Source organism: Mycobacterium sp. 050128, from assembly GCF_036409155.1.
Lineage (GTDB): Bacteria > Actinomycetota > Actinomycetes > Mycobacteriales > Mycobacteriaceae > Mycobacterium.
Genome location: NZ_JAZGLW010000001.1, coordinates 153,672 through 180,023 on the forward strand (window position 1 = coordinate 153,672; position 26,352 = coordinate 180,023).

At 66.2% G+C, this 26,352-nt stretch carries 27 protein-coding genes; 13 read left to right on the forward strand and 14 right to left on the reverse strand.

Annotated elements, in window-relative coordinates:
* Positions 1–147: 147 nt before the first annotated feature.
* Positions 148–933: an MmpS family transport accessory protein gene (locus SKC41_RS00785; RefSeq protein WP_442931647.1), complete on the forward strand. Its 786-nt coding sequence runs from the start codon at positions 148–150 to the stop codon at positions 931–933.
* A gap of 4 nt (positions 934–937) precedes the next feature.
* Here the strand turns inward: SKC41_RS00785 and SKC41_RS00790 are convergent, their stop codons facing one another.
* Positions 938–1,633, reverse strand: coding sequence for a ferritin-like fold-containing protein (locus SKC41_RS00790; RefSeq protein WP_330975878.1), 696 nt, complete (start codon positions 1,631–1,633; stop codon positions 938–940).
* Positions 1,634–1,881: 248 nt separating this feature from the next.
* On the opposite strand from SKC41_RS00790, the gene SKC41_RS00795 reads away from it, so the two are divergent.
* Both SKC41_RS00795 and SKC41_RS00800 read left to right on the forward strand, forming a co-directional pair.
* A complete protein-coding gene (locus SKC41_RS00795; protein WP_330975879.1) occupies positions 1,882–3,399 on the forward strand; it encodes a DEAD/DEAH box helicase in 1,518 nt (505 codons plus the stop codon).
* A 14-nt stretch (positions 3,400–3,413) separates the two neighbouring features.
* Positions 3,414–4,625, forward strand: coding sequence for an Rv3212 family protein (locus SKC41_RS00800; RefSeq protein WP_330975880.1), 1,212 nt, complete (start codon positions 3,414–3,416; stop codon positions 4,623–4,625).
* 104 nt (positions 4,626–4,729) lie between these two features.
* On the opposite strand, the gene SKC41_RS00805 is transcribed toward SKC41_RS00800, so the two are convergent.
* Positions 4,730–5,530 (reverse strand): ParA family protein, encoded by an 801-nt coding sequence (locus SKC41_RS00805; RefSeq protein WP_330975881.1) that lies wholly within the window; start codon positions 5,528–5,530, stop codon positions 4,730–4,732.
* A 164-nt stretch (positions 5,531–5,694) separates the two neighbouring features.
* Here SKC41_RS00805 and SKC41_RS00810 point away from each other — a divergent pair, with 164 nt between their 5' ends.
* Genes SKC41_RS00810 through SKC41_RS00820 form a run of 3 tightly spaced genes read left to right on the forward strand, consistent with a single transcriptional unit; the run spans position 5,695 to position 7,882 of the window.
* Positions 5,695–6,306: an acid phosphatase gene (locus tag SKC41_RS00810; protein ID WP_330975882.1), complete on the forward strand. Its 612-nt coding sequence runs from the start codon at positions 5,695–5,697 to the stop codon at positions 6,304–6,306.
* Positions 6,303–7,403: an isochorismate synthase gene (locus SKC41_RS00815; protein ID WP_330975883.1), complete on the forward strand. Its 1,101-nt coding sequence runs from the start codon at positions 6,303–6,305 to the stop codon at positions 7,401–7,403. Before SKC41_RS00810 ends, SKC41_RS00815 begins: the two co-directional genes overlap by 4 nt.
* Positions 7,400–7,882, forward strand: a complete 483-nt coding sequence (locus SKC41_RS00820; RefSeq protein WP_330975884.1) for a GNAT family N-acetyltransferase — start codon at positions 7,400–7,402, stop codon at positions 7,880–7,882. The genes SKC41_RS00815 and SKC41_RS00820 overlap by 4 nt, the downstream gene beginning before the upstream one ends.
* Here SKC41_RS00820 and SKC41_RS00825 read toward each other — a convergent pair.
* A complete protein-coding gene (locus SKC41_RS00825) occupies positions 7,834–8,262 on the reverse strand; it encodes a hypothetical protein (RefSeq protein ID WP_330978709.1) in 429 nt (142 codons plus the stop codon). The two genes, SKC41_RS00820 and SKC41_RS00825, sit on opposite strands and share 49 nt — an antisense overlap.
* Positions 8,263–8,381: 119 nt before the next feature.
* Between SKC41_RS00825 and SKC41_RS00830 the strand changes: the two genes are divergently transcribed.
* Together SKC41_RS00830 and whiB1 are read left to right on the forward strand one after the other, a co-directional pair.
* Positions 8,382–9,347 carry a diacylglycerol/lipid kinase family protein gene (locus SKC41_RS00830; RefSeq protein WP_330975885.1) on the forward strand — a complete coding sequence of 322 codons (966 nt, stop codon included), beginning with the start codon at positions 8,382–8,384 and terminating at the stop codon, positions 9,345–9,347.
* Between the two features lie 282 nt (positions 9,348–9,629).
* A complete protein-coding gene (whiB1, locus tag SKC41_RS00835) occupies positions 9,630–9,884 on the forward strand; it encodes a transcriptional regulator WhiB1 (RefSeq protein ID WP_036467351.1) in 255 nt (84 codons plus the stop codon).
* A 61-nt stretch (positions 9,885–9,945) separates the two neighbouring features.
* Here whiB1 and SKC41_RS00840 read toward each other — a convergent pair whose 3' ends face one another.
* Positions 9,946–11,448: a sensor histidine kinase gene (locus SKC41_RS00840; protein ID WP_330975886.1), complete on the reverse strand. Its 1,503-nt coding sequence runs from the start codon at positions 11,446–11,448 to the stop codon at positions 9,946–9,948.
* A 49-nt stretch (positions 11,449–11,497) separates the two neighbouring features.
* Positions 11,498–11,713 carry a biotin/lipoyl-binding carrier protein gene (locus tag SKC41_RS00845; RefSeq protein ID WP_330978710.1) on the reverse strand — a complete coding sequence of 72 codons (216 nt, stop codon included), beginning with the start codon at positions 11,711–11,713 and terminating at the stop codon, positions 11,498–11,500.
* A 214-nt stretch (positions 11,714–11,927) separates the two neighbouring features.
* Here SKC41_RS00845 and SKC41_RS31800 point away from each other — a divergent pair, with 214 nt between their 5' ends.
* Positions 11,928–12,002: a 50S ribosomal protein bL37 gene (locus tag SKC41_RS31800; RefSeq protein ID WP_085976028.1), complete on the forward strand. Its 75-nt coding sequence runs from the start codon at positions 11,928–11,930 to the stop codon at positions 12,000–12,002.
* A 31-nt stretch (positions 12,003–12,033) separates the two neighbouring features.
* Here the strand turns inward: SKC41_RS31800 and rsrA are convergent, their stop codons facing one another.
* Both rsrA and SKC41_RS00855 read right to left on the reverse strand, forming a co-directional pair.
* Positions 12,034–12,330 (reverse strand): mycothiol system anti-sigma-R factor, encoded by a 297-nt coding sequence (rsrA, locus tag SKC41_RS00850; RefSeq protein ID WP_330975887.1) that lies wholly within the window; start codon positions 12,328–12,330, stop codon positions 12,034–12,036.
* Complete coding sequence (locus SKC41_RS00855; RefSeq protein WP_330975888.1) at positions 12,327–12,983, reverse strand: sigma-70 family RNA polymerase sigma factor; 657 nt, start codon at positions 12,981–12,983, stop codon at positions 12,327–12,329. The genes rsrA and SKC41_RS00855 overlap by 4 nt, the downstream gene beginning before the upstream one ends.
* Positions 12,984–13,270: 287 nt before the next feature.
* Here SKC41_RS00855 and SKC41_RS00860 point away from each other — a divergent pair, with 287 nt between their 5' ends.
* Positions 13,271–14,131: an SDR family oxidoreductase gene (locus tag SKC41_RS00860; RefSeq protein WP_330975889.1), complete on the forward strand. Its 861-nt coding sequence runs from the start codon at positions 13,271–13,273 to the stop codon at positions 14,129–14,131.
* A 2-nt stretch (positions 14,132–14,133) separates the two neighbouring features.
* Positions 14,134–14,613 carry a YbaK/EbsC family protein gene (locus SKC41_RS00865; RefSeq protein WP_330975890.1) on the forward strand — a complete coding sequence of 160 codons (480 nt, stop codon included), beginning with the start codon at positions 14,134–14,136 and terminating at the stop codon, positions 14,611–14,613.
* On the opposite strand, the gene SKC41_RS00870 is transcribed toward SKC41_RS00865, so the two are convergent.
* Complete coding sequence (locus SKC41_RS00870) at positions 14,610–15,494, reverse strand: cyclopropane mycolic acid synthase family methyltransferase (RefSeq protein WP_330975891.1); 885 nt, start codon at positions 15,492–15,494, stop codon at positions 14,610–14,612. The two genes, SKC41_RS00865 and SKC41_RS00870, sit on opposite strands and share 4 nt — an antisense overlap.
* Positions 15,495–16,337: 843 nt before the next feature.
* Between SKC41_RS00870 and SKC41_RS00880 the strand changes: the two genes are divergently transcribed.
* Positions 16,338–17,828: a bifunctional phosphatase PAP2/diacylglycerol kinase family protein gene (locus SKC41_RS00880; RefSeq protein WP_330975892.1), complete on the forward strand. Its 1,491-nt coding sequence runs from the start codon at positions 16,338–16,340 to the stop codon at positions 17,826–17,828.
* Positions 17,829–17,958: 130 nt separating this feature from the next.
* Here SKC41_RS00880 and SKC41_RS00885 read toward each other — a convergent pair whose 3' ends face one another.
* On the reverse strand, positions 17,959–18,381 hold the full coding sequence (locus SKC41_RS00885) for a hypothetical protein (RefSeq protein WP_330975893.1): 423 nt from the start codon (positions 18,379–18,381) through the stop codon (positions 17,959–17,961).
* Between the two features lie 326 nt (positions 18,382–18,707).
* Between SKC41_RS00885 and SKC41_RS00890 the strand changes: the two genes are divergently transcribed.
* Complete coding sequence (locus tag SKC41_RS00890; protein WP_330975894.1) at positions 18,708–19,244, forward strand: permease; 537 nt, start codon at positions 18,708–18,710, stop codon at positions 19,242–19,244.
* A 225-nt stretch (positions 19,245–19,469) separates the two neighbouring features.
* Here the strand turns inward: SKC41_RS00890 and glgX are convergent, their stop codons facing one another.
* From glgX to SKC41_RS00915, 5 genes are all read right to left on the reverse strand, one after another.
* Complete coding sequence (glgX, locus tag SKC41_RS00895) at positions 19,470–21,587, reverse strand: glycogen debranching protein GlgX (protein WP_330975895.1); 2,118 nt, start codon at positions 21,585–21,587, stop codon at positions 19,470–19,472.
* A gap of 424 nt (positions 21,588–22,011) precedes the next feature.
* Complete coding sequence (locus SKC41_RS00900) at positions 22,012–22,233, reverse strand: hypothetical protein (RefSeq protein ID WP_330975896.1); 222 nt, start codon at positions 22,231–22,233, stop codon at positions 22,012–22,014.
* The gene (gene phaZ, locus SKC41_RS00905) at positions 22,230–23,075 is read right to left on the reverse strand and encodes a poly(3-hydroxyalkanoate) depolymerase (protein ID WP_442931498.1); all 846 of its coding nucleotides are present in this window, start codon (positions 23,073–23,075) and stop codon (positions 22,230–22,232) included. Before phaZ ends, SKC41_RS00900 begins: the two co-directional genes overlap by 4 nt.
* Complete coding sequence (locus SKC41_RS00910) at positions 23,072–24,775, reverse strand: PHA/PHB synthase family protein (RefSeq protein WP_330975898.1); 1,704 nt, start codon at positions 24,773–24,775, stop codon at positions 23,072–23,074. Before SKC41_RS00910 ends, phaZ begins: the two co-directional genes overlap by 4 nt.
* 2 nt (positions 24,776–24,777) lie before the next feature.
* Positions 24,778–26,289 carry a long-chain-fatty-acid--CoA ligase gene (locus tag SKC41_RS00915; protein WP_330975899.1) on the reverse strand — a complete coding sequence of 504 codons (1,512 nt, stop codon included), beginning with the start codon at positions 26,287–26,289 and terminating at the stop codon, positions 24,778–24,780.
* Positions 26,290–26,352: the final 63 nt, after the last annotated feature.

The window sequence follows — 26,352 nt, forward strand, 5'->3', positions numbered from 1 at the left end:
AGTGGACGCGGCCGGTGCGCTCCGAGCAGAGGGTGACAGCGGGGAGTTCGCGGTAAGCGAAGCGCTGTCGAACGGCAGATAACGATTGGCTCCCAGCCTGATCAAGGTGGCTCGCGGCGGCCGTTTTCGGCTATTCACCTCAGTAACATCGGCATCATCAGATACACACTCGATGATCGCGCCGGCCTAGCTCGTGGCGTCGCCCACGACTACCCCGATGACGACGACTACGACGGAGCCGGCTATGACGGCTACGACGATGACGGCTACGACGATGACGAGTACGCCGACGACGAGCACCCGACCGACGAATACGAGTACGACGAGCTCAAGGAGCTCCTCTGGCCGATCGGCTCCTGGCGCCCCGCGGTCGCGGTGCTCGGCGCGGTGGTGGCGATCGGCGCGATCGCGACCGCGGTGATCATCAACAGCGGCGACAGCGCGTCGACGAAGGCCACCATCGCGCCGCCTGCTCCCACCACGTCCGCACCGCGGACCAGCAGCCCGCCGAGCGCGACGCAGCGCCCGGTACCGAGCACGTCGCAAGCGCCCCAGCTACCGCCGGAGACCGTCACGACGCTGGCCCCGCCGAGCGCGGCGCTGACGACTCCGCCGCTGGCCGTGCCGCCGCCCGCGGTCGTAGCACCAAGGGCCACGGTGAATCCCAGCACCATCTACTACAGCGTGACCGGGACGAAGACGCTGCTGGACCTGGTGAACGTCGTCTACACCGACGCCCGTGGCTACCCTCAGACCGAGTTCAACGTGTCGCTGCCCTGGACCAAGGTTGTCGTGCTGAATCCGGGGGTGACGACCCAATCGGTCGTCGCGACCAGCATCGTGGGCAAGCTGAACTGCGCGATCGTCAACGCCGCGGGTCAGGTCGAGGTGGCGTCGGCCAACGGCTCGAACCTGGCGACCTGCACCAAGTAGGGCTTCAGCCCAGACCGAGCTCGCGCATCCGCCGCTCGTGGGTTTGCTGCAGACGCTCGAAGAACGCGCTGAGCTGACCCAGGCCGCCGGCACCGGACACCACCAGGTCGACCAGCTCGTCATGATCGGCCAACAGGTATTGGGCCTGGGTGAACGCTTCGCCGTACAGCCGGCGGGCCCACAGCGCCAGCCGGCTGCGCTGTTTGCCGCTCGCGGTCACCGCGGCGCGCACCTCGGCGACGACGAACTGCGAGTGCCCGGTCTCGGACAGGGCAGCGCGCACCACGTCGGCGACCTCGTCGGGCAGCTTGTCGGCGATCTCGAGGTAGAGGTCGGCGGCCAGCGCGTCGCCAACGTAGGTCTTGACCAGCGCTTCCAGCCATGTGCTGGGCATCGTCAGCCGGTGGTAGTTCTCCAGCGCCGATACGTATTTCGACATGGCCGACACCACGTCGACGCCGCGGCTTTCCAGGGCGTCGTGCAGCAGCTCGTAGTGCTGCATCTCGGCGGCCGCCATGCTCGCCATTGATATGCGACCCCGCAGGTCAGGGGCCATCCGAGCCTCGTCAGTCAGCCGGTAAAACGCGGCCACCTCGCCATAGGCGAGCACTGCGAACAGCTCGTTGACGCCTGGATGGTCCGCGGTCAGTCCTACGGAAGGCGATTCGTCTACTTGGTCGGCAGAGGAGGCCGAAGTCATGGGCATCACTGTAGTCGGCAGACCTGGCAGAAGATGGGGATGAGCTGTCGACCAGCTATCATGCAGATTGATAGTGGCTGTATTTCTTTGCACTGCCGCTATCGGCGAAAATGTGCGTGCACAGCTGGCCCGCCCAATCTCAGCAGGGCCCGGTGACTCGGCGACTTGGAGTCGGAACTCGTGCGCGCGTGACCGCGAGAGAAAACCGACCCAATCGAATAAGTCACCGAAAGGTACATCACTCACGCATGACTGCATTGACAAGCAAGACTGAACCGACTTTTGCCGAACTCGGCGTACGCGACGAAATCGTCCGGGCGCTCGCCGAAAAGGGCATCGAGCATGCCTTTGCCATCCAGGAACTCACCCTGCCGATGGCGCTGTCCGGTGACGACGTCATCGGCCAGGCCCGCACCGGTATGGGCAAGACCCTCGCCTTCGGTGTGCCGCTGCTGCAGCGCATCACCAACGGCGGCGACGCGCGGCCGCTCAACGGCACGCCGCGCGCCCTGATCGTGGTGCCCACCCGGGAACTGTGTCTGCAGGTCACCGAGGACCTGGCTGCCGCCGCCAAGCATCTGACCGCCGACGAAGGCCGCCGCCTGTCGGTGGTGTCGATCTACGGCGGACGGGCCTACGAACCCCAGATCGACGCGCTGCGCACCGGCGCCGACGTCGTGGTGGGCACCCCGGGCCGACTGCTCGACCTCTCCCAGCAGGGCCACCTGCAGCTCGGCGGATTGTCGGTGCTGGTGCTCGACGAGGCCGACGAGATGCTGGACTTGGGCTTCCTGCCGGATATCGAGCGCATCCTGCGCCAGATCCCGGCCGACCGGCAGTCGATGCTGTTCTCGGCGACCATGCCGGACCCGATCATCACGCTGGCCCGCACCTTCATGGTGCAGCCCACCCACATCCGCGCCGAGGCACCGCACTCGGCGGCCACCCACGACACCACCGAGCAGTTCGTCTACCGCGCCCACGCGCTGGACAAGGTGGAGATGGTCAGCCGGATACTGCAGGCCGACGGCCGCGGCGCGACGATGATCTTCACCCGCACCAAGCGCACCGCGCAGAAGGTCGCCGACGAGCTGGCCGAGCGCGGCTTCAAGGTCGGCGCCGTGCATGGCGATCTCGGGCAGATCGCCCGCGAGAAGGCGCTCAAGGCGTTTCGGGCCGGCGACGTCGACGTGCTGGTGGCCACCGACGTGGCCGCCCGCGGTATCGACATCGATGACATCACCCACGTCATCAACTACCAGATCCCTGAGGACGAACAGGCCTACGTGCACCGGATCGGCCGTACCGGACGCGCCGGTAAGACCGGAATCGCCGTGACCCTGGTGGACTGGGACGAACTGCCGCGCTGGACGGCCATCGACAAGGCGCTGAACCTGGGCTCCCCCGATCCGGCCGAGACGTACTCCAACTCGCCGCACCTGTACACCGAGATGGGCATTCCGGGCGAGGCCACCGGCACGATCGGTGCGCCGAAGAAGTCGCCGGTCAAGCGTCGCGAGACCGACCGCACCGAACGCACCACGACATCGGACAGGCCGGCGCGAGCACGCTCGGCCAACAGGCGGCGGCGTACCCGCGGCGGTGAGCCCGTGAGTGGCCACCCGGGCGGCAACGGCAGTGATGGCGAGGCCGCCCCTGAGGCGCCGTCGGACTCGGCGACCGGCGGTGGCAGTAGTGGCGGCGCCAACCCCCGTCGTCGCCGCCGTCGCCGCAAGCCGGCGGAAGCCGCCACGCCCGCCAACTGAGCCGACACCCAGGCATGGTCAAACCGGAACGCCGGACCAAAGGCGATCTGCTGGCCGCCGCGGCGATCGCGGTCGTCGTCGCAGCGACCGCGTCGCTGATCTGGTGGACCAGCGATGCCCGGGCCACGATCAGCCGGCCCGCCGCGACGCCGGCGCCCAACCCGACGCCGGCCAAGCAGGTGCCGGCCAGTCTGAAGCAGCTGTGGACCGCGCCCAGCTCCGCCACCACGGCACCCGTGATCGTGGGCGGGACGGTCACCACCGGCGACGGCCGTGAGGTGGACGGCCGCGACGCCGGCACCGGCCAGACGCGCTGGAGTTACTCCCGCGACAGCGACCTGTGCGGCGTGTCCTGGGTCTACCACTTCGCGGTCGCCGTTTACCGCGACGACCGCGGTTGCGGCCAGGTCAGCACCATCGACGGGACCACCGGCCGCCGGGGGGCCGCCCGCAGTAGCTACGCCGACCCGCGGGTGCGACTGTCCTCGGACGGCACGACGGTGTTGTCGGTCGGGGATACGCGCTTGGAGCTGTGGCGCTCCGACATGGTCCGGATGCTGGCCTACGGCGAGACCGACGCTCGGGTGAAACCGTCGTCGCGGGGACTGCACTCCGGATGCCAGCTGTACTCGGGGGCGGCCAGCTCGTTGGAGGTGTCGGTGCTGGAGAGCTGCGGAAACCAGGGCGACCTGCGCCTGGCCCTGCTGCGCCCGGGCAAGGAAGACGACGAACCCCGGCAGCATCTCGTGTCCGAGCCCGGGATCAAGGCGAACTCGGGCGCGCGCGTGCTCACCGTCTGGCAAAGCAACACGGCCGTCTATCTGCCGACACCGCAGCCCAGGGTCGACGTGATCGATGAGATGGGCACCACGGTGTCGAGCGCGCTGCTGCCCCAGGCGCCGACGGACTCGGCGGTGTCGCAGGCGGGCAACCTGGTGACCTGGTGGACCGGCGATTCCGTGTTGGTGTTCGAGGCAAGCACCCTGACCCTGCGCTACACCATCGCCGCGGGCGACAAGACGGTCCCGTTGGGACCCGGCACCATGATGGCCGGCAAGCTGCTGATTCCGGTCACCGGCGGCATCGGCGTCTATGACCCGATGACCGGAGCCAACGAACGCTACATCCCGGTGGAGCGGGCCCCGACCACCCGCGCGGTGGTCCCGGCGGTATCGGGCTCCCGGGTGTTCGAGCAGCGCGGCGACACCGTGGTCGCGCTGGGCTGACGCCGACGCCTCGACGCCCTATGGCAACTGCGACGTCCAGTGTGCGCTCAGGGCGACGACACGCCGACCGTCGCCGCCATCAACGCACACTCGACGACTGGCGCCTACGCCTCGACGGCGAACGTCGGCAGCGGTTTGCCGGACTTCCAATGTTTGAGCAACGCCTGCGCCAGGGCGGCGTAGGCCATCGCGCCCTTGTTCTTGCGCCCGGCCATCACTGACGAGCCCGACGCGCTGGCCTCGGCGAAACGCACGGTGCGTGGGATCGGCGGTGCGAGGACCGGCAGGTCGTAACGGTCCGCGACATCGAGCAGCACGTCGCGGGTGTGGGTGGTGCGTGAGTCGTACAACGTCGGCAACGCGCCCAGCAGCCGCAGATTCGGGTTGGTGATCTGCTGGACATCGGAGACGGTGCGCAGGAATTGACCGACGCCGCGGTGTGCCAGCGTCTCGCACTGCAGCGGCACGATGACCTCGTCGGCAGCGGTCAGCCCGTTGAGGGTCAGCACGCCCAGCGACGGCGGGCAGTCGATGATGACGACGTCGAACTGATCGGCCACCTTGGCCAGCGCTCGTTTGAGTGCGTACTCGCGGCCGGCCCGCATCAGCAGCATCGCCTCGGCGCCCGCCAAGTCAATGTTGGCCGGCAGCAACGTCATTCCCTCAATGGTGGTGACCAGCGCGGCGTTCGGCTCGATGTCCCCGAGCAGCACCTCGTGCACCGACACCGGCAACTTGTCCGGGTCGTGACCAAGCGAAAAGGTCAAGCAACCCTGCGGATCCAGGTCGACCAGCAGCACCCGCCGGCCGCTCTCCGCCATCGCCGCACCCAGCGAGGCGACCGTCGTCGTCTTGGCCACACCACCCTTCTGGTTGGCGACCGCCAATACCCGCGTCTCACTCATCAGCGCCGCTCTCCCCCGCAAGCGGGAGGTACCCCCACCTCATCGCTCGTTTTCCCCTCATCGTCGTCGGCGCGCTCACACCTGCCATCCTGGCACGTTCCGGGCCGGGAGCTAAGGACCTTCCCACTTCGGGGACGGCAAGTCGTGGGGCAGAATCACTCGACATGGGCTTGCACAACAACAGACTTGTATTGCTCCGCCATGGCGAAACCGAATGGTCGAAATCCGGTCAGCACACCGGCCGCACCGACATAGAGCTCACCGACACCGGCCGGCTGCAGGCCGAGCTTGCCGGGCATGTCCTGCGTGAGCTGAAACTCACTGACCCACTGGTGATCAGCAGTCCGCGGATACGCGCGCTGACCACGGCCAAACTGGCCGGTCTCGCGGTCGACGAGGTATCCGAACTGCTCGCCGAATGGGATTACGGTTCCTACGAGGGGCTGACGACCCCGCAGATCCGGGAATCGGTCCCTGATTGGCTGGTGTGGACCCACGGTTGCCCCGGCGGCGAGAGTGTGGCGCAAGTCAGCGCCCGCGCTGATCGGGCCGTCGCGCTGGCGTTGGAGCACATGGCTTCGCGCGACGTGGTGTTTGTGGGCCACAGCCATTTCTCCCGCTCGGTCATTACCCGCTGGGTCGAGCTGCCGCTGGTCGAGGGCAGCCGCTTCTGGATGCTGGCCGGCTCGATCGCGGTATGCGGGTTCGAGCATGGTCTGCGACAGCTCGCCGCGCTCGGACTGACCGGCCTCCCGCAGGCAATCGCACCCGGTTGAGCACCACGGAACCGCCGTTCGCACTGTGTGGCACGCGCGGCACCCTGGTTGCCGAGGGCGTGCGGGCGCGCTACGACGACCTGGGCGCCGCCCAAGCCGCGCTGAGAGCGGGATCGGCCCCAATAGTGTTGGGCGCATTGCCTTTTGATCTGGAGCGACCCGCCGCATTGCTGGTGCCGGACACCGTGCGGCACAGCGACGGGCCACCCGACTGGCCGACGGAACCGCTGCCGAACGTGCGCATCACCGCGGCCATCCCACCACCGGCCGAATACCGCGCCCGCATCAGCCGCGCCCGCGATGAGCTGACCGCGCCGAACACCTCGCTGAGCAAGGTGGTGCTGGCCCGGGCGTTGCAGCTGGCCGCCGATGGCCCGCTGGACGCCCGTGTCGTTCTGCGCCGCCTGGCCGCCAACGATCCGGCGGCCTACTGCTATCTGGCCGACCTGACCGCCGCCGGCGCGAACTACGCGGGCGCGGCGCTGGTGGGTGCGAGCCCGGAGCTTCTGGTCGCGCGCGCCGGCGACCGGGTGACCTGCCAGCCGTTCGCCGGTTCGGCCCCACGCGCCGCGGACCCGGAACGCGACGCCGCAAACGGCGCCGCGCTGGCCGCATCCGCCAAGGACCGCCACGAGCATCAGCTGGTCATCGACACGATGCGGGCCGCGCTGGAACCGCTGTGCGACGAGCTGTCCATCGCGCCCGAGCCGCAGCTGAGCCGCACCGCCGCGGTATGGCATCTGTGCACACCGATCAGCGGCCGGCTGCGCGATAAGTCAACCACCGCAATCGATTTAGCGCTGGCCCTGCACCCCACCCCGGCAGTCGGAGGCGTGCCGGCCAAGGCCGCATCCGAGCTGATTGCCGAGATCGAGGGTGACCGCGGCTTCTATGCCGGCGCGGTGGGCTGGTGCGCCTCCAACGGCGACGGTTATTGGGTGGTGTCCATCCGCTGTGCGCAGCTGTCGGCGGATCGCCGCACCGCCCTGGCCCACGCCGGCGGCGGCATTGTCGCGGAATCGGATCCCGACGCCGAAGTTGAGGAAACCACAACGAAATTCGCCACGATTCTCAACGCGCTAGGAGTTGAGCAATGAGCGAAGACATCCGTCGCGCGAAACCCGAAGACGCCGCCGACATAGCCGACATGATCCACGCGCTGGCCGAATTCGAACGCGCGGCCGAAGAATGCACCGTTACCGAAAAGCTGGTTTCCGCAGCACTTTTCGGCCATTCGCCGATCGTGTACGGACATGTCGGCGAAGTCGACGGGGAGATAGCCGCGATGGCGCTGTGGTTCGTCAACTTCTCCACGTGGGACGGCGTCAGGGGCATCTACCTCGAAGATCTGTTCGTACGACCCAAATTTCGCCGCCGCGGCCTGGCCCGCAAACTGCTGGCGACCCTGGCGGCCGAGTGTGTCGACAACGGCTACACCCGGTTGTCGTGGGCGGTGCTGAACTGGAACGCCGACGCGATCGCGCTGTATGACGAGATCGGTGCGCGACCGCAACGAGAGTGGACCACCTACCGGCTGTCCGGGCCGTCTTTGTCCGGGCTGGCCGGACCGCGCTGATCGTCTCCGGCGACCCAGCGCAACGCCGCAGGACTGAAGAGCAAGAGCAACGCCGTCAGCGCCACCACGGCCAGCGGTATGCCGAAGGCAGCACGATGCGAGCCGACCGCGAGGTACCAGGCCACCGGCAACAGGAGCAGCTGGGTGAACACCGCGAGCCCGCGCCCCCAGCGCCGGCCGACGACCAACGCGCGGCCGGCGGCCAGCACGACGCCGCCGATCACCAGGAACCAGAGCGCGGTGCCCAAACCGTTGACCACCCGCTGGTCGGCTCCGGCGACCGCACGCACCACCAGGACCGCGGCCATCGCCAGTGCGGCCAGCCCCTGCGCCGCGACGATGAATCCGGCGCCGCGAACGGCGGACGGGGGCGGTGGTATCTCCCGGTTGCGGCGGCCGCGATTCACAGCGTCAGCGTAACCACGCGGTACCCCTCATCCGTCGATTCGCCGCTTCCCCCACAGCAAGGCCTTAACCGCCCCGCATAAGCTCGTGCCTCATGCGAGCCGTTCTGATCGTGAACCCCGCAGCCACTTCCACCACGCCCGCCGGCCGCGATCTGCTGGCGCATGCGCTCAAGAGCCGTCTCGAGCTCACCGTCGAGCACACCAACCACCGCGGTCACGGGACCGAGCTCGGCCACGCGGCGGCCGAGAGCGGGGTCGACCTGGTCGTCGTGCATGGCGGAGACGGCTCGGTGAGCGGGGTCGTCAACGGCATCCTGGGCCGCCCCGGTGCGCCGCGGCCGGGACACGTCCCCGCGGTCGCCGTGGTACCGGGCGGTTCGGCGAACGTGCTGGCCAGGTCGCTGGGAATCTCCCGGGACCCGGTCGCCGCCACCAACCAGCTGATCCAGCTGATCGACGACTACCGCCGCCACCAGACCTGGCGGCGCATCAGCCTGATCGACTGCGGTGAGCAATACGCGGTGATCAACGCGGGAATGGGCGTCGACGCCGAGGTGGTCGCCGCGGTGGAGGCCCAACGCAACAAGGGCGTCAAGGTCACGCCGGTGCGGTATTGGCGGGTCGCGGTGCCCGCAACGATTCGCTATCGCCGCCGCGCGCCGGACATGACGCTGGAGCTACCCGGCCGTGATCCCATCTCGGGCGTGCAATTCGCCTGGGTGTCCAACACGACGCCCTGGACCTATAGCAACAGCCGACCTATGGTGACCAACCCGGGTTGCAGCTTCGAGTCGGGCCTCGGCGTGTTCGCGGTCACGAGTTTGAAGGTGATTCCGACGCTTCGATTACTGCGCGAGATTCTCGCGAAGAACCCGAACCCGGACGCCAAACAACTTGTCCGAGACGACGACACAGCTTGTCTGCGAATCACTTGCAGCGGCGAGCCGGTCGCCAGTCAGTACGACGGGGAGTACCTCGGACTGCGCGAATCCATGACGTTCCGGGCGGTGCGCGATGCGCTTCCAGTGGCGGCGCCGCCGAAAAGCAAACGATCCTGAGCTGCGAAAACGCGGGGCCAAAGGGCCGGGGCGGCCGAAAATTCTCGGCAGAGTAATCGGCGAGTGTAGTACAACGGAGTAAGGGCTTGACTAAGCCTTAACCAAAGTGAGATAGCCCACGGCCTAACTCACGCTATTGACATCTGTTGTGCCTGTGAAACGATCGAAAGGTTGCATGCAGAGATGTGGGGGTACCGAACAGATCCCTACTCATGCAAGCGTTAAGAGCCGAAGAATAACGCCAGTGCGCGATGCTGCGCACATAGTGAGGAGTAACTACTTATGGATTGGCGCCACAAGGCGGTGTGTCGCGACGAGGACCCCGAGCTGTTCTTTCCGGTAGGAAACAGTGGCCCGGCGCTCGCGCAGATCGCTGACGCGAAACTGGTCTGCAATCGGTGTTCGGTGACCACGGAGTGCCTCGGATGGGCGCTGAACACTGGTCAGGACTCCGGAGTGTGGGGCGGCATGAGCGAAGACGAGCGGCGCGCGCTCAAGCGCCGCAACGCCCGGACGAAGGCCCGCAGCGGAGTCTGACCCCAGTCTCTTGACAGCGCGGCCCCGACAAATCGTCGGGGCCGCGCTGTTGCGTGGGTGTCTACAACAGCAGCCTGGACCGGCGGCCGATCGGCACCCGCAGCACCACATCGGTGCCGCCGCGGGGTGCTTGACGCATCCCCAGGGTGCCGTCCAGCTCGGCCGCCACCAGGGTGCGCACGATCTGCAGGCCCAGGCTGTCGGATTTCTCCAGGCTGAACCCGTCGGGCAGTCCCCGCCCGTCGTCGTGCACCACCACATCGAGCCAGCGCGCCGAGCGCTCGGCGCGAATAGTCACCGACCCCTCCGGGGCAGCCGGGTCAAACGCGTGCTCGATCGCGTTCTGCACCAGCTCGGTGATCACCATGATCAGCGCCGTGGCGCGGTCGGAGTCGAGCACGCCCAGATCACCGACGCGGTTGATCCGGATCGGGCGGTCCACGGACGCGACGTCGTTCATGATCGGCAGGATCCGGTCGATGACCTCGTCGAGATTGACCTGCTCGTCGACCGACATCGACAACGCGTCGTGGACCAACGCGATCGACGACACCCGGCGCACCGATTCGATCAGCGCCTCGCGGCCTTCGGCGTTGGCGGTCCGGCGGGCCTGCAGGCGCAGCAGCGCCGCGACCGTCTGCAGGTTGTTCTTCACCCGATGGTGGATCTCGCGGATCGTGGCGTCCTTGGAGATCAGGGCCCGGTCGCGGCGCTTCACCTCGGTCACGTCGCGAATCAGCACCGCGGCGCCCGCGCCGGCGCCGTGCACCACCAGCGGCAACGTCCGCAGCAGCACCGTGGCCCCGCCGGCGTCGACCTCCATGCGCATGCTCTTACCGCCGGCCAGCAGGTCCTGCACGTGCTCGGCCATCTCCTGGGCTTCGAACGAATCCGAGATCAGCGGCCGCGTGATCCGGATGAGGTTGTGGCCCTCCAGCTCGCTGGTCAGTCCCATCCGGTGATACGCCGACAGGGCGTTGGGGCTGGCGTAGGCGACGACGCCGTCGACGTCGAGGCGGATGAATCCGTCGCCGACGCGTGGCGTGGAGCGTGACATGGCAACGTCGCGTACGTCCGGGAAGGTGCCGTCGGCCAGCATGTGGACCAGATCGGCGGCACATTCGCGGTAGGCGGTCTCCAGGTGCCCGGAGTTCTGGTTGGCGGTCAGCGCGGTTTGGTGCTGGGTGAGCACCGCGACCACCTGATCGGCGTAGCGCACCGGCGACGCCGCGACGTGCGGCCCGGGAAGTTGCCACGAATCTTGTTGGCTTGCTTCGGTTTTCAGCTGCGCAATGCCCGACGCGAAGGTCTCGGCGACCAGCCTTAGGCGATCGGCGGCCACGACGCTGCCCACCGAGTCGGTCTGCAGAACCGTGGGCGAGGTGTTGGGCCGGCATTGCGCCACGCACACCAGCACGCCGTCGTCGCGGCGAACCCACATCAGATAGTCGGCGAACGACAGGTCGGCCAGCAGCTGCCACTCCCCGACCACGGCATGCAGGTGGTCCACGGCGTTGCCGGGCAGCATCGTGTGTTCGGCCAGAAGATCACCGAGCGTGGACATCAAATACTCCCGCGTCGTCCCACGGTGGTAGGTGCGAAGCGCCGGACGGCTAGCTGATCACGGCGATCAGATCGCCCGCCTGGATCACATCGCCGACGGCCACACTCACCTTGCTGATCGTGCCGCCGACCTCGGCCAAGACCGGAATCTCCATCTTCATGGACTCCAGCAGCACCACGACGTCGCCCTTGCCGATTTGGTCGCCCTCGTTGACAACGACTTCGAGCACGCTGGCCACGATCTCGGCTCGAACATCCTCGGCCATCTTCACCCCACTCGTTTCGGCCATTGCGCATGCTGGCTGGTCTGGGCTTCCATCTCAAGCTCATGTATATCGAACCACAACATCATCAGGCATACCGGCGCGCGGGCCGGCCCCCGGTGGGGTGAAAAAGCACACGCTGCGCCGTGAGAGAATTGACGGCAACCTGACGGGCGCCAAGCGCCGCAGATCATGAACGAACGACGGAGGTTCTCCCATGGCCAAACGTGGCCGCAAGAAGCGTGACCGCAAGCACAGCAAGGCCAACCACGGCAGGCGTCCCAACGCCTAACCCCTGGTAGTCGCGCCGGAGCGCGCCCTTACTACGAGTCCCGAATGATCGTGGTGCGGCGGATCTCCAGCCGCAGCCGCTCGCGCAGGCCGTCGGGGGCCTTGTCACCGCTGCATTTGGTCGCGATCAGCGCCTTGAATTGCTCTTCGATCCCGAACAGCCGCAGGCAGGGCGGGCATTCGTCGAGATGCTGCTTGAGCTTTTTCCGCGTCTCCGGCGTGCATTCGCCGTCGAGCAGCGTCCATACCTCGGCCATCAATTCAGCGCATTCGGCCTTCGTGCGTGAATCCGAGCCTGCCGAGGCGCCATCGGGCGAAAGCTCGCTCATGACGACACCTCCTCGTGCGTCTGCTCACCCCGGATGAAGCCGCGCTCCTTGGCCACGTCTTCCAACAACGAGCGCAGCTGGCGTCTGCCCCGATGCAGGCGAGACATTACCGTCCCGATCGGGGTGTCCATGATTTCGGCGATCTCCTTGTACGGGAAACCCTCAACATCGGCGTAATAGACGGCCATCCGGAACTCTTCCGGCAGCGCCTGCAACGCGGCTTTGATCTCGGTGTCCGGCAGCGCCTCCAGGGCCTCGACCTCGGCCGACCGCAACCCGGTCGAGGAGTGTTCGGCGTTGGACGCCAGCTGCCAGTCGGTGATCTCCTCGGTCGGATACTCCGCGGGCTGGCGCTGCTTCTTGCGATAGCTATTGATGTAGGTGTTGGTCAGAATCCGGTACAGCCACGCCTTGAGGTTGGTGCCGGCCCGGAACGACCGAAATCCGGCGTAGGCCTTGACCATCGTTTCCTGCAGCAGGTCCTCGGCGTCTGCGGGGTTGCGCGTCATGCGCAGCGCGCCGCCGTAGAGCTGATCCAACAGGGGAATCGCGTCGCGCTCGAAGCGCGCGGTCAGTTGCTCATCGGTTTCTGCAACAGGCTCCACGGTGTCGGAACCGGTCACTGTGTCTGGGCCATCGTCTAAGTCGGCCATCTCTAACACGGTCCCTTCTGTTGCAGCGTCGCCACGTAGCACTGCTAGCGACACCGGACTCGCGAACAAGCGAGCCAACTGCTCCTCGCCTATTGAACTGCCTAACAGGCTTGTCGCCGTTGACACCAGATCCTCACCTCCCAATCTAAAGGCTGCGACCGACAACGTTGGCCCGGGTGGCTCACAAACGTTTCAGGGAACGAGAGAATCAACAGCACCAGCCGACGTGCTATTTCCGCCGCGGTCCCCCCAACCGCCCGGTTGGGACCGGGCGTTAGGGTGACGCCATGTCCCACGCCACGTCTTTGCAAGGCAAGACCATGTTCATCTCTGGCGCCAGTCGCGGTATCGGCCTGGCCATCGCCAAACGCGCCGCACAGGACGGCGCCAACATCGCGCTGATCGCCAAGACCGCCGAGCCGCACCCGAAACTGCCGGGAACGGTGTACACCGCCGCCAAGGAACTCGAAGAGGCCGGCGGCCAGGCCCTGCCGATCGTCGGGGACGTCCGCGACCCGGAATCCGTCGAATCCGCGGTGGCCAAGACCGTCGAGCAGTTCGGCGGCATCGACATCTGCGTGAACAACGCGTCGGCGATCAACCTGGGGTCCATCGCCGAGGTCTCGATGAAGCGGTTCGACCTGATGAACGGCATCCAGGTGCGCGGCACCTACGCCGTGTCGCAGGCCTGTCTGCCCCACATGAAGGGCCGGGAGAATCCGCACGTCCTGACGCTGTCACCGCCGGTGCTGCTCGGCCAGGAGTGGCTGAAGCCGACGGCGTACATGATGGCCAAGTTCGGCATGACGCTGTGCGCGCTGGGCATCGCGCAGGAGATGCGCGCCGACGGCATCGCGTCGAACACGCTATGGCCGCGCACGCTGGTGGCCACCGCCGCGGTGCAGAACCTGCTCGGCGGCGACGAGGCGATGGGCCGGGCCCGCAAACCCGAGGTCTACTCGGACGCGGCCTACATCGTCCTCACCAAGCCGTCCAAGGAGTACACCGGCAACATGCTGCTGTGCGAGGACGTGCTGCTGGAAAACGGCGTCACGGACCTGTCGGTCTACAACTGCGTACCGGGCGGCACACTCGGCGTCGACTTCTGGGTAGACGGCGTCAACCCGCCGGGGTACACCGGGCCGTAGCGGTGGCCGCGACGCCCGCACTGGCGGCGCTGACCAAGGCCGGTGTGCCGCACGAGGTGGTGAAGTTCGACCACGATCCGCGGGAGCACTCGTTCGGGGTCGAAGCCGTCAACGCGCTGGGCACCAACGGCATTGCGCCCGGGCAGATCTACAAGACGCTGGTGATCGCCGTGCCCGACGGGCTAGCCGTCGCGATCGTGCAGGCGTCCGCCCGGCTGTCGCTGAAGGCGGCCGCCGCGGCGCTGGGCGTGGGCAAAGCCGCGCTGGCCGAACCCGTGGTCGCCGAACGGACCACCGGGTACATCGTCGGCGCGGTCTCGCCGTTCGGTCAGCGCAAGCCGCTGCCGACGGTCGTCGATATAAGCGCGCTGGCCTGGGAGCGGGTGTTCTGCAGCGCCGGGCGCCGCGGCTGGGACGTCGCGGTCGACCCGCGGGATCTGATCAGCGTCACCGGTGCGGTCACCGCCGACATTCAGGTCTAGCCCTTGGTGAGGGTGAACTGCGCGACGTCGGTGTAGCCCTCGCGGAACAGGTCCGCGCAACCGGTCAGGTACTTCATGTAGCGGTCGTAGACCTCTTGCGACTGAATCTCGATGGCCTCGTCGCGCCTCGCCTCAAGCGCGGCCGACCAGTTGTCGAGCGTGCGCGCGTAGTGCAGCCGCAACGGCTGGTAGAGCTCGAGGCTGAAGCCGGCGCGCTTGGCGTGCTCCTCGACCGACTTCGCGTTGGGCAGGTCTCCGCCCGGGAAGATCTCGTCCATGATGAATTTCATGAAGCGGATCTTCGTCATGGTGAGCGGCAGCTCGCGTTCGGCGAATTCCTGGTCACTGGGCTTGATGATGGTATGCAGCATCATCACTCCGTCGGCCGGCAGCGCCTCGTGAGCCATCTTGAAGAAATCGTCGTACCGGTCGCGACCGAAGTGCTCGAAAGCACCGATTGACACGATGCGGTCGACCTTCTCGTCGAACTGTTCCCAGCCCTGCAGCAGCACCCGCTTGGTTCGCCCGGACGGATGCTTGTCCAGACGCTGCTGGACGTGCGCCTGCTGATTGCGGCTCAGTGTCAGGCCGACGACGTTGACGTCGTAATTCTCGAGAGCGCGCACGATCGTGGTGCCCCAGCCACAGCCGATGTCGAGCAGCGTCATGCCGGGTTGCAGCCCGAGCTTGCCCAGCGACAGGTCGACCTTGGCGTACTGGGCCTCTTCGAGCGACATGTCGTCACGCTCGAAATAGGCGCAGCTGTACGTGCGCGTTGGGTCCAGGAAAAGCGCGAAGAACTCGTCGGACAGGTCGTAGTGCGCTTGCACATCCTCGAAATGCGGCGTCAAGCCAGGAGTTTCGCTTTTCTTTGAAGACAAGGCACAACCTTTGAGATCGGGGTTTAACTGGGCATCGCGGCATGCGATCGAAGTTTGATCGACGGTCCGGCGTTCCAGTCTATGCGGCCCACCGGAGCGCCCCGCCCAGCCCGCCTTCAGCGAACTGGGCCTGCAGCGCCCATGTCCACCCAAGGGCGCTAATCTATCGCCGTGAGCAGCCCGGACGCCATCGAAGGCCGGCCACCGACTCGTACGTCCAGCAAACCGCACCCCGTGATGAGCCTTAGCCCCGCTCGTTAGACGAAACGCGCTGCCGCCGAGCGCTCCACCGGTTACGTTGTCGGCGGCATTTCGCCGTTCCCGGGCTTGACCGCATCAGCGAGCGTAACGCATTGCCGGGCCCACGGGCCTAGCTGTCGTCGTACGCGGACAGCGCGCCGAACTGAGTACAGGCGGGCGCTGACAGTAAATTCCACGCAATAATCAGGTCGGATCGGGGTCGCCCGCACCCATCAGGCCGAAGTCGATGGTGTGTCGCATTATTCGCGCACATCGGAGGATTCGTCTTCGGGGCTGTCGTGACAGGACCCTTGTGGACACCGGACGAATCGTGGCCCTCAGGCCGCGATGGGTGAGCACCCAGGCCCCAAATGTCCTATAGGAGGCCAGCTTTGGTGCGCTGGCGGGTCGGGTGAGCCCGGGGTCAAGGGTGTCAACCGCGGATTCAGCGAGCCGCCAAGGGGTCTGGGACGGCCGGAGTACGGGCAGTCACTCCCGCCAGACGCCCGTGTTGAGATTCTGGGCGACGCCGGGGAGCACCACCGGGGCCTTTACGCGCTTCATTCGGATCCGATTGATGGCGTCGAGATATAGATTGATTTGATGAAAGCGGCGCCGCGCACATCACCCGGGTTGCGGCAGATCGGCAAGGGCCTCGGCGCCCTCGACGCCGAGGTGTTTGAGGCGATCGCAGACTCGCACAGCCTCTTGCTTGACAGCGCGATGCCAGCGCTCAGCCGTGCCGCCGATAACGCCAAGCTGTGGTTTGCGATAGCGGCTGCTATGGCGCTCTCGGGGAGTCGCGCGGCGCGGCGCGGCGCGGGCCGCGGTGTCGTCAGCCTGGCGGTGACAAGTGCGATTACCAATCAGCTGGCTAAGCGGGTGTGGCGACGCCAGCGGCCCCGATTCGGGTCGGTTCCGCTGGCGCGGCGCCTGCCCCTTCCGAGGTCGCGCTCCATGCCCTCCGGTCATTCCGCCAGCGCAGCAGCGTTCGCGGTCGGTGTCGGTCTGGAAAACCCAACGCTGGGGCTGGTGCTCGCCGTGCTGGCCGGTCTGGTCGGGCTTTCGCGCGTCGCGACGGGGGCGCACTATCCCAGTGATGTGTTGGCAGGCTTCGGTATTGGCGCGTCCATCGCCGTGTTGGGTGGGCGTCTGGTCCCCCCGATCGTCGAACACAATCTGCCGAACGCCGACCCGCTGCGCGTCGATACGCCGCCGCGCCCGCACGGTGCCGGCCTGATCGTGGTCGTCAACCCCGCCGCGGGCAGCGGGACCGGCGAACGGGTGATCGCCCAAATTCGCCGGGAACTGCCCAATGCCGAGATCATTCAACTGGCCGTCAACGACGACATCAAAGAGGTGCTGCGTGCGGCGGCCGAGCGGGCCGAAGTGTTGGGGATCGGTGGTGGCGACGGAACCGTCGCGTGCGCGGCGGCTGCAGCGATGGATAGCGGCCGTCCGCTGGCTGTTTTCCCGGCCGGCACGTTCAACCACTTCGCCAAGGACATTGGCTGTGAGGACGTGAGCAAGACCATTCGGGCGATACGGGAGGGCAGCATTTTCCGCGTCGATCTCATGTGCTTCAACGACACTCGAATGATAATCAACACTTCGAGCATCGGCGCCTACCCCACTTTCGTGCGGGCACGCGAACGGCTTGAACACAAGATCGGCAAGCCGCCGGCGGCGGCTTACGCAATGCTGCGTACCTTGCGGAATGAGGAGCCGGTGCGTATCCGCTACGACAACAAGACCCTCCAGACCTCGCTGTTCTTCCTGGGCAACTCCACGTACCTGCCGTCCGGATTCGCGCCGGCGCAACGCAACCGGATCGATGATGGACTGATCGATGTGCGAATTCTGGAAACCGGGAGACCGTTCAGCAAGATCCGCGTCATGACGGCGATGATGGCCGGACGGCTGGTACGCAGCCGGCTGTATCACGAGCAGCATGTTCCTGAGTTCAGCTTCAAATGCGTCGACGGGCCGACCGCCATTGCATTTGATGGCGAGGTGGATGGACAGCATGAAGATGCACGCTTCAGTGTCCGCTACCGAGCCCTTCCGGTGTTTTGCCCCCAGCCGCGACGCTGACGATGACGATGACTTCGAACCCTACGCCGATCCGCTTGCGAGAGAGACGATGACGCAAGCAGTAGGAAAGCTATTGAGAGAAGCAGAATGCGGCGAAAAGTTGCGGAGATTGCAACGTGGTCATGGCAGGTCAGCTCCTGGTGGCGGCCAACTCGTCGGCCTCGCCGCGCGTCTGTTCGGCCCGCACGACGGCCCACTCTGCGGCGTCAAGACAGTAGCCTGCCAAAGTGACGGCCGCCACCGCGTCGTCCTCGGCGTTTTCGGCGGCCCGCTCTACGCTCTTTTGCTCAAGTTCAGCGTGCCGCTTTTCGAAGTCAGCGCGCATCGCGGCGATCTGTCGTTCGATTGCGCCCTTGGTGTCTGACCACCAGGCCCGTGCGGCTTGCTTCGCCTCCGCCGTCGTCTTCTCAATCTCTTTGACTTCGCGGTCGATGACGGTTTCGAGTTCTTCGCGGCGCGCCTGCAGCGCGGCTCGGTTCTCGTCCCGCACCGCGGCGGCCGAGTCTTCGAGCGTTTTCACCCGAGCGGCAAGATCCATCAGCGACTCCGACAACGGTTTCATGATCGACTCCTTCGAGAATTTGTCGTCTCCGATGTCGAAAAGCATGCGCGTGCTCGGCGGCCGGACGTAGGGCCGAAGGTCCTGACGTACCGCATGGGTTGCTCGTTATCCCGGTACGCCTGCGGCGTACTGGGACGACTTCAGCACCGCGGAATCGGCAGGAATCGACGACCTGGCAACGTCCTTCACGTTGAAGTCCGCCTGGCGAACAGACGCCGCAGGTCCCCAAGCGGCGAGAGGTTCGATGCTTTCTCGGACGGGGAGACCTGACCGGCCAAACCAACGGTAAGCAGCCTAGCAACAAGTATGGTGCCCTAGTGGCCACCGACTCCAAGGATCGATCGACGGCCTCGAAGTCGGGAATGCCGAGCTGGCTCAAGCGAGTGATCTTGTTCGCGAGCGTCGGCGCTGTTCTCGTCATCGTGCATTTCATTCTGGCGGCGTTCGTCCCGCGTTGGTGGGCGGAGCGGATCGGCGAGCTGTCCGACAGAGGTTTCGCCCGGGGTATTGCGTGGGGTCTGTTCTTCGGCGGACTGTGCACACTGGTGCCGTTGCTGCAGGTGCTACTGGCCGTCCTGGTTCGGCACAAGCGCGGCGGGCGAGTCATCGCCGGCATCGCGGCCCTACTGGCGCTCCTGTTGGCGTTGCCGAATCTGATGACGCTCAGCATCGTGTTCGGGGGCAGCAATGCCGCGCATGCGGGACAACGAATCATGGACGTGGAGGCACCCGGATTCCGCGGAGCGTCCCTGGTCGGGGCGATCATCGCGGCGCTGGTATTCGTTGGGGTGGTCGTGTTGACAATGCAATACCGACGTCGCGGGCGTCAGCTTGCGGAGGCACGCCCGCGATAACGTTGGCCGACCACACCATCCTCGCTGCAGCCCAACACGTTTCGTCATCCTTTGATCCACGCGGTCGTCATGATTTTGCCCGCGCTCGCGCGTCGCGCCTCCCTGGCTCAGCGGCGAAGTCGCCAGGTGGAGTCGGCGCTTCGCGCCCCGAGCAATTCAGCCCCTCCCGCCACCAATACGAAGGAACGTAACGGGAGCCTCCCCATGGCGATCTCGACGTGCCGGTCAATCACCTGCGGGCCGGGTTTTGTCACCCGCGCGGCCCCGAAGCGCGACGATCGAGCGCGGGCCGACGTCGAGTTGTGCGCCGGCAGTGCCCGTTCGTGCAGGATCGAACGTGTCACAGACGATGTCCCAACAGCGAGCGCAGGCATCGGCGGGGGCGGTGAAGGTCAGAGGTTCCCACCATGCGTTGACGAAGAACAGGAAGTCGTCATCGAGCAGTGGTGTGCCGTCGGCGTCGACGTCAGGGTCCGTTGAGCCGTCTATCCAAAGGGAGACGCTCCGCGCCAAGGGATCGGCCCAATTGTGATCGGTCATTTCCGTCCCCGACACGGTGAACCAGCGCAAGTCCGCAGCGGCTGGACCGGTGAGGAAGCGCCGCCGTCGGAACACCGGATGACGGCGCCTCAACTCGATGAGATCCGTTGTGAACCGCAGCAAGTCGCGGTCGATCGTCGACCAGTCGAACCAGGTGATCTCGTTGTCCTGGCAGTACGCGTTGTTGTTGCCCCGCTGGGTCCGGCCGGCCTCGTCGCCGCCCAGCAACATCGGCACACCGGCCGAGAGCAACAGGGTCGCCAGAAAGGCCCGCTGCTGTCGCGCCCGCAACGCCAGCACGTCCGGATCCGTTGTCGGACCCTCGATCCCACAGTTCCAGGAGCGGTTGTCGTCGGTGCCGTCGCGATTACCCTCGCCGTTGGCGTCGTTGTGCTTGCCGTCGTAGGACACCAGATCGGCCAGGGTGAAGCCGTCATGCACGGTAACGAAATTGACCGATGCGCTGGGGCGGCGTCCCTCGCCACGCCCGCCGTAGATGTCGGCCGAGCCGCACAGTCGCGACGCGAAGTCACCCAGCATCCCGTCCTGGCTGCGCCACCAGTCGCGGGTGGTGTCGCGGAAGCGCCCGTTCCACTCGCTCCATAGCGGCGGGAAACGGCCGACGTCGTAGCTGTCCCACCGGCCGACGTCCCACGGCTCGGCGATCAGCTTCGCCTGCGAAATGAGTGGATCTTGAGCCACCAAATCGAAAAAGGCCGAGAACGGGTCGAAGCCGCCCTCCTGCCGGCCCAGGGTCGGTGCCAGATCGAAACGGAAGCCGTCGACACCCATCTCGCCGAACCAATAACGCAGCGAATCCATGATCATCCGCAGTGCGACAGGGTTTCCGGTGTTCACCGAATTACCGCACCCGGTGGTGTCGATGTAGCAGCCTGGGTCTTTAGGATCGAGGCGGTAGTACGCGGCGTTGTCCAAGCCCCGGTAGCACATTGTGGGACCTCCGGGTCCGCCTTCGGCGGTGTGGTTGAACACCACGTCGAGCACAACCTCCAGTCCTACCGCATGCAAGGTATCGACCATTGCGCGGAATTCCTCGACCTGGCCGCCGGGCCGGCCGGCCCGCACGGCCGCGGAATAGCCGGCGTGCGGGGCGAAGAAGCCGATTGTGTTGTATCCCCAGTAGTTCGTCAGACCGCGCGCCACCAGGAATTCCTCGGGCACATAGTGGTGCACCGGCAGCAACTCCACCGTGGTGACACCGAGACGGATCAGGTGCTCAAGCGCCGCCTCGTGCGCCAAACCGGCGTAGGTGCCGCGCAGTTCCGAGGGCACACCGGGATGGGCGGCGGTGAATCCGCGCACGTGCACTTCGTAGACGATCGTGTCGGCGAGCGCGTGCTGTGGGCGGAGTGCTGTCGGGGCGGGTGCGCCGGGGAGGACCACCCCGCGCGGCATGTGAGCTGCCGAGTCCAGCGGGCTTCGCGCGGATGGGTTATCTGTTGCGTGTCCGAGCAGTTCGGGCCCGAACCTCACCTGGCCCTCGATTGCGCGAGCGTACGGGTCGAGCAGCAGCTTGGCGGCGTTGTAGCGCAGGCCGCGTTCGGGTTCGTAGGGCCCGCTGACGCGGAGACCATAGAACTGCCCCGGCCCTACCCCCGAAACGAACCCGTGCCAAACGTCGCCGTCACGCTCCGGCAGAACCAATTGTTCCTCAGTGCCGTCAGCGTCGAACAGGCACAGGGTCACCTGCTCGCCGCTCGACGAAACCGCGAAGTTCGTGCCATGCGGGTTGGTAGTCGCGCCCAGAGGTGATGACCAGCCGGGAAGAATTTTGTGGCCCATCCGGTCTTCTCCTCCATCGCGAGCCGCCTGGCGCGTATTCCAGCCGCTCCCGTCACGGTTACGTTCCGAGCCTTTCAGAACTGAGTACGATATGTCATCCGTCGCGCAAGAATGGCGTCCTGTGTGACCGGCAACAGGAGACCGACGGTATCCGGCGACAAGACTGACAGTTACCGTCGCCAGTAACATGCGCGCGAAACTCCATCACCAAACCGGTTTTCTGACACCGGAATCCGCCTAGGTGTAGCAATGCCGACAGACAATAAGCGGTAAGCGGCAACGTGATGGATCTGGCCGAGTGACCGACGTTGTCGCACGAACCATTTTCCGCGCAACATTGTGTGCGGCCGAACATTGACGAACGCTCGGCAGGGAACGACGGTCGGCTAGCGGCGGTGCGGGGCCGGCTCCCCGGGTGCCGCGGTCATCGATGGGTGCGCTGGATAGCCTCCAGCAAGGCCGCCGAGCTGGCATGCAATTTGCTGGTGCTCGAGGAGCAGCTGGAGAATGTGGGCCGCGGACGCTGCTTGGCTGATTCGCTGATCATGCGCACAGCGTGTAGCGGTTGGCGCTCCTCGTCGTCCGGCAAGTGCTCGTGGCAGTAGAAGTCAGAGGCACCGATGTCCTCAATGTCGGCGTGGCTCACGGTCGTTGCCCTGGCTCGTTCAGGAATTGCCCGATGACGGGAGCAAGTTCGACTGCATTGTGCACCAGGTCGATATGCCCACCGGAATGCAGATGCAGCCGCGAATGCGGCAGCAATGCGTGCATGATGCGGGCATTGACCACCGGGATGATCGGGTCATCGGTGCCCGCGACGACCAATGTCTGCTGCCGTACCGCCGGCAGCGCGAACAGGCTGGTCCAGACCGAACCGGCGAGCAGCTGGTGCAGGTACCCGACTTTTGAACCCGCGTGCAATTGCCGCACGAACAGTTGCGCAACGTCGTCACCGTGCGCGCGGACGGTGCCGCCATAGAGCTCACCGGCAATGGATGCGGCATAGTCCGGGTCCGAGAACCTGTGCGGGGTAACCATTTTCGCCAGCACCCGCGGGTGGGCGGGCACCATTAGCAGGCCGGTACCCGTCGCCACCAGCACCAGGCGCCGGCAGCGGCGCGGATTCTGGAAGGCGAACTGCTGGGCAAGCGCGCCGCCCCAGGACAGGCCGAGCACGTCCACCTCGCCGATTCCCAGCTTGGTCAGCACCCGCCCAAGCACCCAGGCCAGGTAGGGAAAGCCATAGGGGGCAACGGATGTGGGAGATCCCCCGGTGCCGGGAACGTCGAATCTGAGGACCATCGCATCCGGACTCAAGCGCTCCACCAGCGGATCGAGCACTTCCAGGCTGGCGCCAATGCCATTGCACAGCACCAGCGGCACGCCGGTTCCGGGCCGCACGTTCACTCGGATCCGTTGACCGCCGGCGGTGACGTATCGGTGTTCGCCAATAGTGCTCACCGGTGTCAGCCTGCGCGTGGCTCTCATTTCTCCATCACATAACTGCCCGGTGCCGGGCCGAGCGGTGGCAGGTCGTCCCCACCAAGCGTTTTCGGAGCGTCGACCTCCGGACCGCTGCGCTCGGCAAGCCAGGCCGCATAGTCCGGCCACCAGGAATCAGCCGACTCTTCCGCCGTATCCAGCCATTGCTCGGGGGTCTCCACATCGACCGGACCGGTCCGGTACGACGCCTTCGGATTGCCCGGCGGATTCACCAGTGCGGCGATGTGGCCGCTGGTGGACAGCACGTAGCGGTTGTCCTTGCTGCCCAGCAGGCGAGCGCTGCGATAGGTGGCCTGCCACGGGGAAATGTGGTCGGCCACACCGCCGATGACGTAGGCGTCTGAGGTGATCTTGGACAGGTCGACCGGGCTGCCCAGCATGCTGACCGCCCCGGGGGTGACCAACGCGTTGCCCAGGCCCATCAGCACCATGTCGCGGTGCAGGGCGGCCGTCATCCGGGTGGTGTCGGCATTCCAGAACAACACGTCGAAGGGTGCCGGCTTGCGGCCCTGCACATAGTTGTTCACCACGTACCGCCACACCAGGTCGGTGGGCCGCAGCCAGGCGAACATCTCCGCCATGTCGCGTCCGTCGAGGTAGCCCTTATGTCCGGAGACCCGGATCGCCGCCTGCGCCGCGCGATCGCTCATCGACGCGGCCGCGAAGCCGGCCCGGGTCTCGTCCAGCACGGTGACCGCCAGAGTCAGGCCCGCGACCCGGTCCTGCTCGCCGATCTCACCGAGGTGGGCCGCGGTCATCGCAGCAAGGATGCCACCCGAGCAGGTGGCCAGCAGATGAGTGCTGTTCGTCCCGGAGATCTTCTGCACGGCGTCCATCGCCTCGATGATCGCCGCGCCGTAGGCATCGAAGCCCCAATCACGATGGCGGGCTTGCGGATTGCGCCAGGAGATGACGAACACTTGCTGCCCTTGCTGCACGAAGTATTCGATCATGCTGCGGCCCGGCGCGATGTCCATGATGTAGTACTTGTTGATCACCGGCGGCACCATGAGCAACGGTATGGCGCGCACCTTGGGTGTCTGCGGGATGTACTGGATCAGTTCGAACATCGAGGTTTGCAGCACGACAGCACCTTTGCTGACGGCGACGGTCTCGCCCACCGCGAAGGCGTCCGGCTCGACCATCGCCGGCACTCGCGGCTTCGAAAGCATGTCACGGGCAAAGGCTTTCGCGCCTCGCACCGCACTCAGACCGCCGGTGTCGATCAGCGCCTTCCAGCCCAGTGGGCTGATCAGCGGGTTGTTGGTCGGCGCCAGCCCTTCCACCAGGTTGTCCACCACAAACCGCATCTTCTCGTTGTCACGCCAGTCAAGCCCGGCGTCGTTGAGCAACCCTTCGGCGGCCTCGGCGCCGGCCAGATAGGCCTGCATGATTCGGTGCAGCAACGGATTCTGTTGCCACGCAGGATCACTGAAACGCTTATCGGCGCGCGCCGGAACACGGTGTGACTTACCCGTGGCGATACTGCCGAGCTCGCGCGCCAGCGTGCCGGCCCGGTCGGCCACCGCCCCCGGATGCTGGGCGAGGCCGGCGCCGAAGCGGGCCCAGGTGGCGTTCGGCGTCATTCGGCCGGCGAATGGCTTGGTGGCGCTGGTGAGTAGCAGATCGAGCGGGGCGGCCAGCTCGTCGGCCCTGACGTTCGATGGATTCCGGGCTTCAGCCATGGTTAGCGGGTGCTTTCGCTTGTCGGGACGGCGATTTCGCGCTTCAGCAGCTTGCCGGTGGGACCCTTGGGCAGAGCATCAACCAGCCAGACCAGACGCGGATATTTGTATGCGGCTACCCGGGCCTTGACGTACTCGCGCAGTTCGTCGGCGGTGACCGCAGCGCCCTTCTTGAGAGCGATTGCGGCACCGACTTCCTCGCCGAGGGAGTCGTGCGGGATGCCGATGACGGCGGCTTCGGCCACCCCCGGGTGCTCGTAGAGCACCTCCTCGATCTCGCGGGGGTAAACGTTGTACCCGCCTCGAATGATCAGGTCTTTGGTCCGGTCGACGATGTAGAAATAGCCGTCCTCGTCGATGCGGCCGACGTCGCCGGTGCGCAGCCAGCCGTCAGGCGTGATCGTGGCCTCGGTGGCGTCGGGAAGATTCCAGTAACCCTTCATCACATTGTGGCCCCGGATCTGGATCTCACCCCTTTGCCCTTGCGGAACCTCCACCCCATCCAGGTCGACGACCCGCATTTCCACGCCCTCGATCGGCGTGCCGATCGAGCCGGCCTTGCGCGGCCGGTGCGGATGATTGAAGGCGGCGACCGGAGAACTCTCGGATAGGCCGTATCCCTCGAGAACGGCGCAACCGAACGCCTTTTCGAAGTCGGCGAGTACTTGCACCGGAAGAGCCGCACCGCCTGAGACGCAGGTCCGCAGACTCCGTGTCGCTTCGGGGGCGGCCTCTTCGGACACGCTCAGCAGCGCCGAGTACATGGTCGGCACCCCCTCAAACACCGTGACGCCATCCCGCTCAATCACTTCCAGGGCCTTGCGCGGGTCGAACCGGGGAATGAGCGTCAGCGTCGCACCCGCGAGGACGGCCCCGTTGAGCCCGCAGGTCAATCCAAAGACGTGGAAAAGCGGCAGGCAGCCCATGATCACGTCGTCCGGACCGGTTTCGACCAGGGTGCGGACGGCTACGTCGGCGTTACGGGCCAAATTGCCGTGGGTGAGCATGGCGCCCTTGGGTTTTCCGGTCGTGCCCGACGTGTGCAGGATGACCGCCACGTCGTCGTCGGCGCGATCGACCGGTGAGCTCTGAGCCGGCAGGCCCGCGATCACGTCGGTGAGCGCGGTGTCGTCGACAACCCAGCACCGCGCCCGAACCTCCGCGGCGCCCGCGGTGGCCTGGTCGGCGAACGCCGGCGTCGCGAACAATGCCTTGGCGCCGCTGTTGGACAGGTAGTACGCCACCTCGCGGGCCTTGAGCAAAGGGTTCATCGGAACCGCGACCGCGCCGCGGTAGATGATGCCGTAAAACGCGATCGCGAAGGCCGGGGTGTTGGGCAGCATGATGCCCACCCGATCGCCCGGCTCCACGCCGGCCTGCTCCAGCAGTGTCGCTACCCGCGCGGCCGCGTCGTCGAGCTCCGCGAAGGTGAATTGCAGGCCGTCGCACCGCAGCGCTACGCGTTGGGGGTGGCGATCCTTCGATGCGACGAGACTGGCGCTGAGGGCGGTCATGGGATGCCTTTCGGAAACGTGCTGTGGTGCCGTTTCCATCGTCATTCCGGAATCTGCGCAGGA